This is a genomic window from Chitinophaga sp. W3I9 (assembly GCF_050434025.1).
Lineage (GTDB): Bacteria > Bacteroidota > Bacteroidia > Chitinophagales > Chitinophagaceae > Chitinophaga.
The window spans coordinates 1167146-1183591 of sequence record NZ_JBNPWC010000001.1 but is presented as its reverse complement, the minus strand read 5'-3'; the positions used below and the strand labels follow the sequence as shown (position 1 = coordinate 1183591).

At 45.6% G+C, this 16446-nt stretch carries 14 protein-coding genes and 1 pseudogene; 5 read left to right on the top strand and 10 right to left on the bottom strand.

Going from position 1 to position 16446, the window contains the following annotated elements; translation table 11 throughout:
• Positions 1-75 precede the first annotated feature (75 nt).
• From QFZ51_RS05170 to dtd, 4 genes are all read right to left on the bottom strand, one after another.
• Positions 76-1503 carry a glycine--tRNA ligase gene (locus QFZ51_RS05170; RefSeq protein ID WP_429043850.1) on the bottom strand — a complete coding sequence of 476 codons (1428 nt, stop codon included), beginning with the start codon at positions 1501-1503 and terminating at the stop codon, positions 76-78.
• A gap of 69 nt (positions 1504-1572) precedes the next feature.
• Complete coding sequence (locus tag QFZ51_RS05165) at positions 1573-2514, bottom strand: YihY/virulence factor BrkB family protein (RefSeq protein WP_429043847.1); 942 nt, start codon at positions 2512-2514, stop codon at positions 1573-1575.
• Positions 2515-2557: 43 nt separating this feature from the next.
• Complete coding sequence (locus tag QFZ51_RS05160) at positions 2558-2887, bottom strand: nucleotide pyrophosphohydrolase (protein WP_079469839.1); 330 nt, start codon at positions 2885-2887, stop codon at positions 2558-2560.
• A 37-nt stretch (positions 2888-2924) separates the two neighbouring features.
• On the bottom strand, positions 2925-3377 hold the full coding sequence (dtd, locus tag QFZ51_RS05155; RefSeq protein ID WP_079469840.1) for a D-aminoacyl-tRNA deacylase: 453 nt from the start codon (positions 3375-3377) through the stop codon (positions 2925-2927).
• Positions 3378-3474: 97 nt separating this feature from the next.
• Here dtd and QFZ51_RS05150 point away from each other — a divergent pair, with 97 nt between their 5' ends.
• The 3 genes and pseudogenes from QFZ51_RS05150 to QFZ51_RS05140 all read left to right on the top strand — a co-directional run bounded on the left by QFZ51_RS05150 (position 3475) and on the right by QFZ51_RS05140 (position 6085).
• Entirely contained in the window at positions 3475-3930 is a 456-nt protein-coding gene (locus tag QFZ51_RS05150; protein WP_429043844.1) for a hypothetical protein, read from the top strand.
• Between the two features lie 155 nt (positions 3931-4085).
• A pseudogene (gene arfB, locus QFZ51_RS05145) lies at positions 4086-4469 on the top strand (alternative ribosome rescue aminoacyl-tRNA hydrolase ArfB); the annotation flags it as partial.
• A gap of 77 nt (positions 4470-4546) precedes the next feature.
• On the top strand, positions 4547-6085 hold the full coding sequence (locus QFZ51_RS05140; protein ID WP_429043842.1) for a polysaccharide biosynthesis C-terminal domain-containing protein: 1539 nt from the start codon (positions 4547-4549) through the stop codon (positions 6083-6085).
• Here the strand turns inward: QFZ51_RS05140 and QFZ51_RS05135 are convergent.
• The gene (locus QFZ51_RS05135; protein WP_429043839.1) at positions 6082-6723 is read right to left on the bottom strand and encodes an MBL fold metallo-hydrolase; all 642 of its coding nucleotides are present in this window, start codon (positions 6721-6723) and stop codon (positions 6082-6084) included. The two genes, QFZ51_RS05140 and QFZ51_RS05135, sit on opposite strands and share 4 nt — an antisense overlap.
• A 61-nt stretch (positions 6724-6784) precedes the next feature.
• On the opposite strand from QFZ51_RS05135, the gene QFZ51_RS05130 reads away from it, so the two are divergent.
• A complete protein-coding gene (locus tag QFZ51_RS05130) occupies positions 6785-10192 on the top strand; it encodes a hypothetical protein (protein ID WP_429043837.1) in 3408 nt (1135 codons plus the stop codon).
• Between the two features lie 225 nt (positions 10193-10417).
• On the opposite strand, the gene QFZ51_RS05125 is transcribed toward QFZ51_RS05130, so the two are convergent.
• Genes QFZ51_RS05125 through QFZ51_RS05105 form a run of 5 tightly spaced genes read right to left on the bottom strand, consistent with a single transcriptional unit; the run spans position 10418 to position 13800 of the window.
• Positions 10418-11089: a DUF1361 domain-containing protein gene (locus tag QFZ51_RS05125; protein WP_429043836.1), complete on the bottom strand. Its 672-nt coding sequence runs from the start codon at positions 11087-11089 to the stop codon at positions 10418-10420.
• Positions 11090-11103: 14 nt separating this feature from the next.
• Positions 11104-11469: a diacylglycerol kinase family protein gene (locus QFZ51_RS05120; RefSeq protein ID WP_429043833.1), complete on the bottom strand. Its 366-nt coding sequence runs from the start codon at positions 11467-11469 to the stop codon at positions 11104-11106.
• A gap of 8 nt (positions 11470-11477) precedes the next feature.
• On the bottom strand, positions 11478-12803 hold the full coding sequence (creD, locus tag QFZ51_RS05115) for a cell envelope integrity protein CreD (RefSeq protein WP_429043831.1): 1326 nt from the start codon (positions 12801-12803) through the stop codon (positions 11478-11480).
• Between the two features lie 53 nt (positions 12804-12856).
• Positions 12857-13153 (bottom strand): winged helix-turn-helix domain-containing protein, encoded by a 297-nt coding sequence (locus QFZ51_RS05110; RefSeq protein WP_079469850.1) that lies wholly within the window; start codon positions 13151-13153, stop codon positions 12857-12859.
• 8 nt (positions 13154-13161) lie between these two features.
• Positions 13162-13800, bottom strand: a complete 639-nt coding sequence (locus tag QFZ51_RS05105) for a hypothetical protein (protein ID WP_370909213.1) — start codon at positions 13798-13800, stop codon at positions 13162-13164.
• A gap of 135 nt (positions 13801-13935) precedes the next feature.
• Here QFZ51_RS05105 and QFZ51_RS05100 point away from each other — a divergent pair, with 135 nt between their 5' ends.
• A complete protein-coding gene (locus QFZ51_RS05100) occupies positions 13936-16443 on the top strand; it encodes a DUF5686 family protein (protein WP_429043828.1) in 2508 nt (835 codons plus the stop codon).
• Positions 16444-16446 lie beyond the last annotated feature (3 nt).

The following is a 16446-nucleotide window of genomic DNA, read 5'->3' as shown; positions in this document are numbered from 1 at the left end:
TGCAACAGTTATATAGTTTGTATAGGCATAAAGAGTGCTTATACTAAATATAACGGTTGTAGCCCTTATCTTTTACTAGAGAATTTTATTTAATACCAGTGCTTTCACTTCAGACAGCGGGATGCGTTCCTGCTCCATGCTGTCGCGGTGACGAATGGTCACTGTACCATCTTCTTTTGTCTGATGATCAATGGTTACGCAGAAAGGCGTACCAATGGCATCCTGGCGGCGGTAGCGTTTACCGATACTATCTTTCTCTTCATAATAGCAATGAAAATGCTGTTTGCATTCATTGATAAGCAGCTTCGCCACTTCTGGCAAACCATCTTTTTTAGTTAGTGGAAATACTGCCAGTTTAATAGGAGCCAATTTAGGCGGAAACTTCAAAACCACGCGGCTATCTTCTTTTTCCGGTGTGCTCAGATCCTCTTCTGCATAAGCATTACAGATGGTCAGCAGGAACATACGATCCAAACCGATAGAAGTTTCTATCACATAAGGAACATAGTTCTGATTGATTTCTGTGTCGAAGTACTGAATTTTTTTCTTGCTGTATTCCTGGTGTTGTTTCAGGTCAAAATCAGTGCGGGAGTGGATACCTTCTACTTCTTTGAAGCCGAATGGGAACTCGTATTCAATGTCCACAGCGGCATCTGCATAGTGCGCTAATTTGATGTGATCTTTAAAATGATATTTTGCCGGATCGATGCCGAGGCTCAGGTGCCACTGCATACGTTCTTCTTTCCATTTCTCATACCATTCCTGCTGGGTGCCGGGGCGTACAAAGAATTGCATCTCCATCTGCTCAAATTCGCGCATGCGGAAAATAAACTGGCGGGCTACAATTTCATTTCTGAAAGCTTTACCAATTTGTGCAATACCAAACGGCACTTTCATTCTGCCGGTTTTCTGCACGTTGAGGAAGTTTACGAAGATACCCTGGGCCGTTTCCGGACGCAGGTATATTTCGCTGGCTTCATCTGTTACGCTGCCCAGCTGGGTGGAGAACATCAGGTTAAACTGACGTACATCGGTCCAGTTGGAAGTACCGCTTACTGTGCATTTTATTTTGTTGCTTTCTATCAGTGTTTTGAGACCTGCAAAATCATTTTCTTTCAGCAGTTCATCCATCTGCGCCAGAAGGGCATTGCCGGCTTCCTGTGGTAATGTTTCTGCATAACCTTCAATCAGGTGATCCACGCGGTAACGTTTATTGCTATCCTTGTTATCGATCATCGGGTCGCTGAAATTATCCACGTGTCCGGACGCCTTCCAGGTAGTAGGATGCATAAAGATGGCAGCATCGATCCCCACGATGTTTTCGTGCAACTGGGTCATGCTTTTCCACCAATAATCCTTAATGTTTTTCTTTAATTCTGAACCGTACTGACCGTAGTCGTATACGGCGCTGAGTCCATCGTAAATTTCGCTGGACTGAAAAACAAAACCATATTCTTTACAATGCGATATGATCGCCTGGAATTTATTCTGATCTGTAGACATAGTGGCGCAAAGATAAAGGGCTATTTTGAAAATACGTATGCGATTATTAAATAATTTATAAACTGGTGATTAGCCTTCCTGGACGGTCTCCGGCTCATGTGGAATTTCAATTTGTTTGATCCAAACTGCATAATCATTGGGATAAATCTGTGCACCGAAATATTGTACGTAATTGCGGGTAAATACGGCCCCAAAATACAGGATGGCCGCGGAATAGTATACCCATAACAATATAATAACAATGGAGCCGGCAGCGCCGTAGGTAGAGCCCACCCTGCTGGCGCCCAGATAATAACCAATCGCAAACTTACCGATCATAAAAAGGATGGCTGTGGCAATAGCGCCCACCCGTACGTCTTTCCACTTGATCCGTGCATCGGGCAGCACTTTAAAAATGATGGCAAACAATGTAGCGATCACCACAAACGGCACTACAAAATCGGCCAGGGAAAAGAGGATACCTGATGTAAGCTTACCCGGAAGCAGGTTCACCACCAGCGCGGAGAACAATTCCACCAAACCGTTGATGGCCAGTGATACCAGCAAAATGAACCCCAGGCTCACCACCAGTGAAAACGATAACAACCTGTTCAGTATCATCCGTAACAAGCCATTCTTTTTAGGTTTGGATTTCAGTCGCCAGATGAAATTTATGGAGTCCTGGATTTCCGCGAATACCCCGGTGGCGCCAATGATCAGGGTAATGAACCCTACCATAGTAGCCCAGCTCATATCACCGGAGAGGGATGCATTTTTAATCATAGACTGTATCTGTATGGCAGCATCATTGCCTACCAGCCCGCGGATCTGGCCGTAAATATTCCCTTCGATGGCATCCCTGCCCAGGAACAGGTCGCATAAAAAGATAATAATGATCAGCATGGGCGCCACGGAAAAGATCGTATAATAGGCCAGGGCGGCACTGAGCTTCATCACTTTATCATCTATAAAATCAATACCGGATTGCTTCAGTACCTGCCAGATGATTTTAAGCTTGCTCGGTTTTTTCATAGCAGCATTTTAGTAACAGTAAACAAAAAGTATGCAGGCTGTATTAAGACTTTAATTTAGGGTTGTTATGGTGCCGTTGCGCATCACGGATATTCTTCTTTTCAAAATTCTTTTCCAGGGCTACTGTCATATCAATACCGGTTTGATTGGCAATACAAAGCAACACCCACATCACATCGGCCAGTTCATCTGCCAGCAGCTTTTTATTATCACTTTCCTTCGACGACTGATCCCCATACTTACGGGCCATGATACGGGCCACTTCCCCTACTTCTTCTGTAAGGATGGCCATGTTGGTGAGCTCACTGAAATAGCGCACACCGGTAGTATTGATCCAGTTATCGATTTTTTGCTGGGCTTCCTGAATGGTCATGAATTAGTTTTTATTTATTAAAGATAATGGATTGACTTTATTCCCGGTTGTGTGAATCTATGATGATGGTAACGGGACCATCATTTAACAACGCCACTTTCATATCAGCCCCGAAAATACCGCGCTGAATGGTAGTGCCCATATCCTGTTCCAGTTGCACGATCATTTTTTCGTACAGCGGGATTGCTACATCCGGCTTACTGGCACGGATATACGAAGGGCGGTTTCCCTTTTTGGTGGAGGCGTGCAGGGTGAACTGGCTGACGAGCAGAATATCGCCGTGAACATCTTTCACAGATACATTCATCACTCCTTCGTCGTCGTTAAAGATCCGGAGGTTCACTATTTTAGCACTCAGCCACTGAATATCTTCTTCCGTATCAATATCTTCAATACCCAGCAGCACCAGCAGGCCGGTTTGGATTTCACCGGTTACGGCCCCGTCTACTGTAACAGATGCGGAACTAACACGTTGTATAACTGCTCTCATGGATTTTTATTTAACGCCGGAAAATTAAGGCAAATCGTTTGTATCTGTAACATATTACACCCCGTTTGCGTTTAACAGGAATCAAAATCAATGTTCTATGACCCGTATCTGTTACCTGTTTATCAGCGTACTTTTATTTACAGCCTGTACCACATCTTCCGAGAAAAATCCCTGCGAGGGCATCGTGTGCGACTATATGGCTCCTGCCTGTAAATTCAAACTGGTAGAAGCTGGCACTGGTCGCGATCTTGTTTATGGTCCCTATGCCCGCATCCCCGTAGATAGTATCAAAATACTGATGCAGGATACTACTATAAAGGTTAAACAAGTAATAGATACACCCAGTAATACCGCCTTGTTATATTTTTATGTGCTGGGGCCTCAAACCCTGCGGGTTGGCAGGCCGGCTAAGGTTACCCTGGATAAATTGACTTTCCTGTCAAGATCAGTTGGCTGCTGTGGCACAGAGCTATACAGTTTGCAGTTAAACGACAACCCGGTTGCAGTGCCCCGGGATTCCGCCGGTGTTTTCCTGATCCCTTTTACTTTATAAATGCCGTTATAAAACGATGCCGCTGCATTAAATGTTAAACCAGGGAAACCGCTGCCCCGGGTAAAAACAGCACGTATTCGCCGTAATTTGTAATAAATTGCACTTCCTAAGGCATTTTTTATATTATAAATTAAATCAAGATGAATATCAATGTGACCCCCGAAATCACGTTCCGCACGGCCCGCAGCGGTGGCAGCGGCGGACAAAACGTGAATAAGGTGGAAACGATGGTGGAAGGCTACTTCGATATCATGGCTTCTGCCCTGTTAACCCAGGAACAAAAAACAGTGCTGACGGAGAAGTTGTCGAACCGTATCAACGCAGATGGCCTGCTCCAGGTAAAGTCGCAGACGGAGCGCACCCAGCTGGGGAACAAACAAACAGTGATTTCCAAAATGAATGACCTGATCAACAAAGCGCTGATACCACGCAAAAAGCGCGTACCTACGCGGCCCTCCAAAGCTGCTAAGGAAAAACGCATCCAGTCGAAAAAGAAGCATTCCGATAAAAAGCAGCAGCGGAGAGGGGGATTTGAGTAAGCCAGGTCACCGGCCAATCCTCATAAATCCGCGATTCGTAATCCGTAATTCGTAATTTGCGTCAAAATATTTGGGAATTGAGTATTAAGAACCTGGCAGGACAAACGGTATTTTACGGATTGAGTAACATAGTGAGCAAATTGCTCAATTATTTCCTTACTCCTTTTTATCTGACCATCTTAACCCGTGCATCATTCGGGGAGATGTCCAACGTATACGCCTATATACCGTTTGCCAATATTGTGCTGACTTATGGCATGGAAACGGCCTTTTTCCGTTTCGCCAAAAAGGAGAACAAAGCCCATGTACTGGGTACTTCCACCATTTCCCTCTTACTTTCCACTATCAGCATTACCATTTTACTGTTGTTGTTGCGGTCGCCGGTCATTAACTCGTACGCCGGCGAGCTGGCAGGACTGAATGGCCATCCCACCTACTACACCTATGTAGTGCTGTTGATGGCGTTTGATGCGCTCACAGCCATTCCTTTCGCACAACTGCGGCTGGAAGGACGGCCTATGAGATATGCTGCTATTCGTATAGCCGGAATCGTTACTACCATCTTTTTCAATATTTTCTTCCTGGTCATTTGCCCGAAACTGTATGCCGCCGGCCATCACTGGTTGCCAGACCTCCAAAGCGGCAGCGACCAGACGGGGTATATTTACCTGAGCAACATGCTGGGCAGCGCCATTACGCTGGTGCTGTTTCTTCCCCAGATCCGCAAAATAGAATGGAGGTTTGATACCGGTTTATGGAAACAAATGATGCACTATGCCCTTCCGCTGATCGTTGTGGGAATGGCGGGCATGGTTAATGAAACGTTCGACAGGGCCTGGTTTTTACCGCAGTTCCTGCCAGGCGATAACATGGAAGCCAAAAAAGAAGTCATTGCGCTGTACAGCGCCAACTATAAACTGGCCATCCTGATTACCATGTTCATACAGGCATTCCGGTTAGGAGCTGAGCCCTTTTTCTTTAAACAGGCGGAGAGCGGCGATCCGAGGAAAATGTATGCACGGATCATGAAGCTGTTTGTGATCATGCTTTGCTTCATGTTCCTGTTTGTAAGTCTTTACCTGAATATCTGGAAGGCGTTCCTCCGGGTACCGTTCTACTACCAGGGGATGCGTATTGTACCGGTATTGCTGCTGGCCAACATGTTCCTGGGCATTTATTACAATCTCACGATCTGGTTTAAGCTCACCGACCGCACCAAAACGGGTGCGGTGATTACCATCATCACCGCCGTGCTGGCCTTCCTGCTCAATTACTGGTGGATACCGGTGATGGGCTATTATGGCGCCGCGCTGGCAACTATGGTGTGTTATTTTGTACAAATGGTCATCTGCTATGTGTGGGGGCAGAAGTATTACCCCATCCCTTACCATCTCCCTAAACTAATTACCTACATGGGGCTGGCTGCCGGCATTTACTATATATTCAGCTGGCTCAATGCCACGGTGCTGTCGCCGAAAGACATTTATGCCCTCAAACCCCTTCCGCTCGCAGTGGCCACGGCTTTCTTTCTGGCTTATGCCTGGTTCATTTTCCGTATGGAGAAGAAGGAGTTTGCCCGTTTGCCGGTGATCGGGAAGCTTATTAAAGTAGGCTAATCCACCAGGAAAGGATTGTGTTTCTTTTCAAAGCCTATAGTGGTGGCTGGTCCATGGCCGGGGAACACCCTTACCTCATCCGGTAATACAAACATTTGCTCCCGGATGCTTTTCAGCAGGGTGGCATGATTGCCTCCCGGCAGATCGGTACGGCCAATGCTCTGGTAAAACAGCACGTCGCCCCCAATTACGAAATGCTGGCCCGGGCAATAAAAGGCTACACTTCCCGGAGAATGGCCAGGGGTAAACAACACCGTTAACTCATCGGCGCCAAAAAGAATCTTTTCCCCTTCTGTAAGGTAACGGCCGGCCTCCGGGGAGGGATCAAAAGGAATGTTGTACATCCCCGCCGCCCGCTGGGAATTGTCCAGTACCGGCTGTTCCAGCTCATGAAACTCCGGACGCACTTTATACGTATCTGATACGAGCTTATTACCGAATATATGATCAAAGTGGCAGTGCGTATTCAATAATCTTATAACATTTAACCCGTGCGTTTGTATATATTGTAATAATTCTTTTCTTTCGTCCTGAAAATAACACCCTGGGTCTATAATTATACATTCCTTTTTTCCGTTAATAAGCAGGAAAGTGTTTTCTTGTAGTGGACCAAAAGTGAATTGTTGTATTTCAATCATTGTAACCCGATTTTTTTAGGCTAATTTTAAAACAGATCACAATATTATCAATACTTTCTGTATGAACAGATTTATTACCAGGTTATTATTCCACGGTACCCTATTACTTGGAACGATAGTATCCCAGGCCCAGACCAATACAGTAGAATTCGGACAAAATCGTGTGCAGTTCAAGAACTTCAAGTGGAGATACTATCAAAGCCGGCATTTCAACACCTATTTCGCCCAGAACGGGCTGGAACTTGGTAAGTATGCGGCCCAGGTAGCCGAAAAGGAATTACCCCAGCTGGAACAGTTCATGGAATCCAACCCCAGACAGCGTATTAATATTGTGGTTTACAACTCTTTCGGGGAAATGAAGCAGTCCAATATCGGTATTGGCGTGGATTGGCAGAATACAGGAGGAGTGACCAAACTGGTGGGTAACAAAATGATCGTCTATTTCGACGGTAACCATGAAAACCTCCGCCGCCAGATCCGGCAGGGGATTGCCCGCATCATGCTGGAAACGCTGCTGTTTGGGGAAGATATCGGCGAATTTGCCGGTAATGCTGCCCTGATCGACTTTCCGAAATGGTTCACTGATGGCTTTATTGGCTATGCCGCCGAAAACTGGACCGCCAAGCAGGATGAAGAACTGAAGCTCATCATCATGTCCGGCAAATACAGCAACTTCAATTCCCTCGCATATGACCACCCCCTTTTAGCCGGCCAGGCGTTCTGGTACTATGTGGAAAGCAAGTACGGCAAAGATGCCGTGCCTTACCTCATGTATATCACCCGCATTAACCGCGGATTGAAAAAAGGCTTTGAGCAGGTGCTTAACCAAACGCCGAAGAAAGCTACCAAAGACTTCTTTGTATTTTATCAGAAAAGATTCCAGGAAGATAACCGCAGAAGGAAAACTTCTGCCAAGGGCCGTACTATCGTAGCCCAGGAAATTACGCCGAAAGCCGACTACTACCGCTTTAACCCGAATCCTAAAAATAATTCCTACGCAGTAGTTGAGTTTAAAAAAGGAGTTTACCGCGTACAGATCCAACTTGGCTGGAATAAGCCAAAAGTATTGCTGCATAGCGGTGTAATGCAACTGGCCAACCAGGTAGATCCAAACTATCCGCAGATGGCCTGGAACACCAAAGGCAACCGCCTGGCCGTTGTGTACGAGCACGAAGGCAAAACCAAACTGATGATCTATGACCTGATCACCCGCACGACTATACGCCAGGAACTGAACCAGTTTGACCGGATCATCGACTTTAAATACATGCCGGTACAGGAAAATACCCTGTTACTGTCTGCCGTGAAAAACGGACACACCGACATCTTTACCTATAACATCAGCAACTCTAAAACAGACCAGATCACCAACGACGTGTACGATGACCTGGATCCATCTTTTGCCGCATTCCCCGGCAAAAGCGGTATTCTCTATTCTTCCAACAGGCCCGGCCCAAAAGGAAGGGGCAGCGATACTTCACTGCTGAACAATCCTTTCAACATCTTTATGGTGGATAACTGGAACAGGAGCTCTGAAAAGCAGATCACCCAGCTGACCGACCTGCAGTATGGCAATGCCAAACTGCCCATGCAGTATAACACCACCCACTTTACCTTTGTTTCTGATGCCAACGGTATCCGTAACCGTTATGCCGGCTTCTTCAAGTCGCAGGCAGATGGCGTGGATTCCCTCTTTTATGTAGGCTCTGAAATCCTCCATAACCCCGACCAGGAAGAACTGGATTCAGCGATGGCCGCCTATGGTTCTACCGCCCCGGATTCAGTAGAGGCAATCACTATCACCAAGGATTCTACCTATACTTTCCCTATTTCTAACTATCCTTACGGTATCCAGGAATCACGGATTACCGGTGAAAAGGGAGAAGTATCGGAAGTAGTGCAGTATGCGGATATCAAACGGCTGATGAAGCTGAAAGTAGATACCGTGGTGTTGAAAAAAAGGAATATAACGGCAAAAAATACCAATTTCAGGAAAGCCCAGATGCATGCCGACAGTTTACGTTTAGGCCTGCCTACTTACCTGGCGCCGTCAAAAGATACTTCCACACATCCTAATTTCTTCCAGAACGAGTTCGGGAATGAGCCGGCCGATACCAGCAACAACGCTAATACGGCCAACGAACCGGCGCTGTTTGAAAAAAGGAAAGAAAATGAATCGATCCTTAAAAAATCGAAACTGTTCCCATATAAATTCAAATTCGCTTCCGATTACCTGATCCTGCAACTGGATAACTCCATCCTGGTAAATAAATACCAGCCATTTACCGGTCCTCCCAGCGGTCCTATCCGCCTTACCGACCCGGTGAACGGGTTAATCCGCATTGGAGTAAGCGATTTGTTTGAAGATCTGAAATTCAACGGCGGCTTCCGTATTCCGTCTTCCCTGCAGGGATCGGAATACTTCTTTACGGCCAATTACCTGAAGAAACGCTTCGACTATAAATTCACTTACTACCGTAAAGTGGATAAGAGCAGTGGATTTGCCATCCGTGACCAGTCTGGTAACGATTCCGCTTTTGTTCCTACCAAAATGATCACCAACATTTACCAGGGCGAAATGAGGTATCCTTTCGACCAGGTGAGGAGTATCCGTTTATCAGCAGGTATACGTACCGATAAACTGGTAGTCCAGTCAGAGAACAAAGAATCACTGATAGCGCCTGATTACAAGGAAACGTATGCTTTAATGCGCCTGGAATACGTATACGACAATACGATCAACCCGGCTATTAATATCTGGAATGGTACCCGTTATAAAATTTATGGAGAAACCAATGCACAGCTGACCAATGGCGGACTGAATGAGTTATTCAATCCGGGTCTTTCCGCCGGCGCCCAGGGCAGGTTTACCTATAACATGGGAGTAGATATCCGTCACTATACAAAGATTTACCGCAACTTTATCTGGGCAACACGTTTTGCAATGGATATGTCGTGGGGAACACGTAAACTGCTGTATTACCTGGGCGGTATCGACAACTGGCTGAACCCTCAGATCAACACCAGGACTCCGGTAAACCTTAGTGAAAACTATGCTTTCCAGACCCTTGCGGGTAACCTGCGCGGCTACAAACAGAATGCAAGGAATGGTAACAATGTGATGTTGCTGAACACAGAGCTCCGTTTACCGGTGTTTGCCACTTTCATCGACAAACCGATCAACTCTGCGTTCCTGCGCAATTTCCAGGTTACCTCTTTCATTGACATAGGTACCGCCTGGAATAAAAAGCTGAGCTTTAAAGACGCCAATTATACTACTTATGACGATGGTCAGGGTATAACCACCCGCATCAAAGAAGGCTTCCTCGGACCTTTCGTAGGTGGTTATGGTTTTGGTGCTCGCACCACCATTGCCGGCTACTTCCTCCGCGCAGATGCAGGCTGGCCTGCTGTAGCGTTTTTCAGAGGCAGTCCGATCTGGTACTTCGGTATGGGCGTCGACTTTTAAACGGATCGCCTTCGGCGATGAAATTGTCTTGGAGCACTGATTACGCTGATTATACTGATTTTTTTGATTGATCAAGTATGATTTTTATAATGAAGAAGGGAGATATAAGCGACTTTGCTTGTATCTCCCTTCTTCATTTATAAAATCCTAAAAAACAAAAATCAAGCTAATCAGTATAATCAGCGTAATCAGTGCTCCAAGACAATTTCATCGCCGAAGGCGATCCTACGCGTGTTGCTTTTTCACCAGCGGGTACATTAAGCTCAGGAATATTCCCATACAGATGGTAAAAGCCCAGGCATGCCGGTTTTCCACCGGATGCAGGAAAATGTCCCTCATATCTCCCAGCAGCGTAAGCGGGTCTTTTACAATATCCCAGCTGTTATAGCGAAGATACCGGCCAATATATACGCCCATTCCGCATAGGAACATTACAGGGAAAGTAAATAACCATGCAGGCCAGCGGCTATGCCGGTTGCTCCATAATTTCTCCATGCTGCGGATAGACATATACCCGAACATCATGCCGTTCCAGGCGAAAGAGAAAATCACAAACAGATCAAACCACAATGGCACGCCGCCATCAAATAAATGGAACAGGTCCGTAAGGATGTAGGGGGCGTTGGGAATAAACAGCAGCCATACTATAAAGCAGCCGTACCAGTTATACCGGTTTTTGATTTGTTCCGGGTGCTTTTCCATCCAGCCGGTGATAGCGAAAGGAATGAAGGCCAGAAAAAGGTTCCAGATCAGTGATACCCGCAGATAGCTGCCGGTATGAACTACACGACAAAGAAGCAACGCCATACTGAACAGTACAGATGTATACAGGGTGTATTGGTGCCGCGACCGGCCTATACGGTGTTGTAATAAACGAATGGTTCTCATCAATTGCATATGGTTACTTTTAGTCAAATTAAAATATAGGGAATAAATACGACAGCCCCGATAATAACAGCTGCTACAGCCGCTATCAGTACAGCGCCGGCCGCTACATCCTTGATGAACTTCACTTTCGGATGCAGCTGTGGCGAAAGATGATCCATTATTTTTTCGATAACTGTATTAAGCATTTCTGTAATCCACACCAATGTAATGGCGAGGATGATCCAAATCCATTCCGGCGTTGCTATTTTATACCAGCAACCGGCTGCCACCACCACGATGGTAGCGAGGGCGTGAATACGCGCATGTGGCTCACTGCGCAGGAAAGCGGCAATACCACTGAATGCGTATCCGAAGCTGGCCAACCGTTTGCTGATATAAGAGTTTCCCATGTTTGTTTTTATTGCTGGATATTGGTGTTTTTCTGTCCTAATTTATCCCATTTGATGGTGGTGCTGAAATACATGATCAGGGCGAGGATGATAAAGAGTCCTAAGCTTCCCATCAGCAGTGCCTGATCTTCTGCACTGATAATCACGTAAATGAATCCGTAAAGGATGGCTAGCGTAGCCCCGATGCCGGCTGCAATGCGGCCGCTTTTAAAGGCAGCAGCCGTATATGCAATAATCAGACCTATTGTGAGCACACTGGCAATAAGATAAGCCATAGTAAAGTTAATTTGTTCTGAAATAGAGATGAGCAGGGTATAAAAAATACAGAGGGCTAACCCGATGAGGGCATATTGCAATGGATGAAGGGCGCGGCGTTGTGATAGCTCAATAAAATAAAAGACAAAAAAAGTTAACCCAATGATCATGACGGCATACTTTACCGCCCGCATAGACATCTGGTAGCTTTCGGCAGGCATGAATAACTTAATCCCGAAATCAGCGGAATGGATGTCAAATTTCTTGCCTTCCCAGCTTTGCGGATAGTTGCGGTTCAGGTGTTGTATCTGCCAGGTAGCGGCAAAGCCTTTATCGTCCACCCGGCGGGTTTTCGGCGGGAACGCTTCATCGAATGCGGGATCAGTCCAGCTGGAATTGATGCCTACCATGGTTGTTTTACCAATGGGAGAAAAACTGATCCGTCCGGAGCCCTTTATGCCCAGCTCCAGGGAGAAGCTACCGCCCAGGGCGCCGGCGTCGCCGGGGACAACCGATACCGGGGTTTGGATACCATTATCAAACAGGTCCTTGCTGACCAAACCGGGGTTAAATAAATAGGATTTACCATTCCACATCATCTGCACCTGGTTGCCAATGCCCCGCAAATCGCTGATGCCAATGAGTACTGACGCATGTTCCCAATCTAAGGCGGAAGGAGGGATATTAAGCGACAACAGTTCATTGCGGTTAAAAGTGCCGCTCAGCTGTAACCTGGCGTTGTACACGGCTACATTGAAAATACCGCGGTGCAGTTTCTCGGGCAATAACTCTCCGTTGATCCGTAAACTATCCGGCAGGAGGTACACATAGGTTGCTTCATCGGTTCCGGCTTTATACGGAATGGCCAGCACCGGTCCTGTAATATTTTGTTCGCCTCCCCAGCGGCTGCTGATTTCCTGGGTGGCTTCATTTTGCCGGTCGCGGCGTTCCCAGATAATGTTTTGAATCATCGCCGCTGGTACGAGCAGTACCAGCGTCAATACTGAGATGATGATCGCTTTAATAGCGTAGGCGTAGCGGTCGAAGAAAGAAGGAGATCCGTTTGTTGAAGGTTCCATATTTTTTATTTTTAAAAGTACTTTGTATTTCAAAGTAAAAAGACAAAAAAAATTTATTTAGTGAATTTGATCATATGCTCAAGCGCCGCGATATGGCCTTTGAAAGCTTTTTCGCCAGCCGCGGTAATGGCATAGGTAGTATTGGTTTTCCTGCCAATAAAGCCCTTATGCACTTTGAGATACCCGTTCTCTTCGAGTGTATTGAGATGCGATGCCAGGTTACCATCGGTTACTTCCAGCATCTGTTTGAGATCGTTGAAATTTACTTCCTCGTTCACCATCAATACACTCATAACGCCCAGGCGTATACGGCTCTCGAAAATCTTATTTAAGTTACCTATCGGGTTCATGCGATTGATTAAACTGTCCCTTTCCGTTCATATTTCCACCACATCAGCGCTCCATAAATGATGTGCAGTAAACCAAAACCTATAGCCCAAAAATAAAGACCATCGTTCAAATAGAAAAGATTAAGTATACCGAGAACAACTTCACAGATTCCCAGGTACCTCACATCGGGCAAGGTATATTTACTGGCATTGATGATAGCCAACCCATAAAATACCAGGCAGGTAGGGGCTATCAGTCCTTCCAGGTGGTTAAATAATAACCCGGCTATAAAAGCGCCGCCCGCCGCCAAAGGAATCGCTGTGTTGATCAGCACTTTCCGCGACGTTAAGTCCCAGATCGGTAAATTATTTTTCTTCGCCTTGCGCCAGGTAAAAAAAGTTCCGGCGATAAGCGCTGCCGCTAACACAGAAAATCCCAAAACAATTAACCGGTACTTCAGCACTATGAAATCTGAATGACTATGTACACCGGTAGTGTTCCACCTGAAATAATATTCATTCAGCCACATATTGGCAATAAATGCGCCGATCAGGCCACAGATACCGGCGGAGATACCGCTTAATCCACTCAGCGAAATGAAACGGCTGCTGCGTTCCATCATTCGCTTAATGTCTGTTAATGCCTGCAGATGTTGTTGGTCTGTCATACAAAAAAGTACTTTGCAATACAAAGCTAATAGAAAAATCCGAATCACAAAATATAATTTTTTGTTATAACTGCGTTACCTATAGGATACTGACTGTCCAGAATCGCAATAAATGATATAATATTGTTGTCAGATATGGTTGGCTGGAAAAGAATATTAGCAATAATCATCGGCGTAAGCGGCTGGGGTTCGGGTTTGATGGCGCAGCAGTACAAGGTTAGTGGAGTGGTTAGAGACGCGCACTCACAGGAAATCATTCCGTTCGCCACTCTTCAGTTTGTGCGTACCCAAACAGGTATGGTTAGCAACGCGGAAGGGAAATACCTCTTCGAACTAAATGTTATCCCATCAGATTCATTGCTGGTCAGGGTAATGGGATATAACATCCTTAAATTGCCGGTTAACAAAGATCAGAAAGAACAGGTCATCAACTTTGAGGTAACCCGCTCAGATGTTTCCCTGAAAACATACGAGGTGAAAGCCAACGTCAACTGGGCACTCATTCTCCTGAAACAAATCGTTAAACATAAACCGGAGAATAATTATAATCGCCTCGATAACTACAAATACGAGGTATATAATAAGCTGGAGCTGGACATGAAGAATCTCAACAAAGAGAAACTCGGGAAAAACCGCTTCACCAAACCGTTTGCGTTTATTCTTGATAACATAGACAGTACTTCGGAAGACAAACCTTTCCTACCCATTTTCCTCACGGAAACATTATCGGATTATTATTTCCAGTCGAGCCCCCGCAAAACAAAAGAAATCATCAAGGCCGCCCGAACGTCGGGAATAGATAATGAAAGCGTGACCAAATTCCTGGGAGGGATGTACCAGAATGTAAATGTATACGATAACTTCATCCCGGTATTCGATAAACTGTTTGTAAGTCCCATTCACCACAACGGCGCCTTCTACTACGATTACTCCATTGCAGATACACAATACGTCAACAGCCAGCGGTTTATTAAACTAAACTTCACGCCTAAACGCAAAGGAGAAAATACTTTTATTGGTGATATCTGGGTACATGATACCACTTACGCCGTACAAAAAACTACGCTGTCGGTACCCCGGGACGCCAACATCAATTTCGTCCGCAAAATCAGTATGGTACAGGAATTCCGGCAATTACCCGATAGCTCCTGGTTCCTGTATAAAGATAAATTTATTGCCGACTTCTGGGCGCCAAGCCCTAAGCCGGGGAAAACGTTTGACTTCATAGGCCGTAAAACCACGACTTATGATGACGTAATTACGAATGATACCGCTGCTACCAACATCTTCAGTGATAAAAAATATCCGGAAAATGTAATGGTGCTGGATAGCGCAAGAGCGCGGAAGGATTCCTTCTGGATGGATAACCGCCCGGAAAATCTCAGCAAAAATGAAGAAGGCATCTACAAAATGGTGGATACCCTTCAGAAAATGCCGCTTTTCCGGAGCTATTCAAATACAATCCGGTTCCTCGCTACCGGCTATAAACCCTTTGGCCCTATTGAATGGGGACCTTACTATTACCTGTTTTCCCAAAACAGGCTGGAAGGTTTCCGTTTACGACTGGACCTCGGTACTACCCCGCAGTTCAATAAAGATCTGTACCTGTATGGCTACCTGGCCTATGGCTTCACGGATCATGTATACAAGGGGAAAATGTCGGCGCTATGGCTGCTGAAAAGACATCCGCGTACCTATCTGTATGCATCTTTCACAAAAGATCTGGACAATGGCACCCACTACTATGATGAAGTAGGTACGGATAACATCTTTACTCTTGCCATCCGGAAAAATGGCGTACCGCAGAAATTCTTAATGGTGAATGAAAAACGGTTTGAATTCTTCAAAGAATACTACAGCGGTTTTTCCCACCAGATATCGCTCACACACAAACAGGTAAGACCATTCGAACCGCTTCCAACCGCTGCTTTTTATCCGAAAGCGCCCGATGGCCGCGATCCGCTGACCAGCATGGAAGTAGAACTGAAATTCCGATATGCCTTCCATGAACAATTCCTGGAAGGGAATTATTACCGGATCAGCCTGGGTAGCAAATATCCGATTGCAGAACTGAAATTTGCTGCCGGTATACCAGGTGTAGCCAACAGCGGACAAAAATATCAACGCCTTTCACTCAGCGTATCAGATTATGTAAAACTGCCACCTTTCGGCTCTTTTTACTATAATGTTTTTGGCGGTAAAATTTTTGGTACAGTACCTTATACTTCGCTTGAAGTGCATCCCGGTAACGAAATTTACTACTATAATAAGTATGCTTTCAACATGATGAACCGCTTTGAATTCATCAGTGATCAATATGCAGGCTTTAACGTGGAGCATACCATTGGTAACGGTATCTTCGGTTATATCCCACTGATTAAGAAACTGAAATGGCGCCAATTCTGGACCGCCAAAGGCGTAATAGGTTCCTTATCGGAATCCAACAAACAACTGAATCTCAACAACGGCTTTGCATTCAAAACATTACAAGGTAATCCTTACCTCGAACTGGGTACGGGCATAGAAAATATTTTTAAATTCCTGCGGGTAGATTTTATATGGAGAGTAACACCGGATGTGACACCGGGAGAACCTGCCAACAAGCGTTTTGGCGTATTCGGTAGCTTCAAATTACAGTTTTAACCT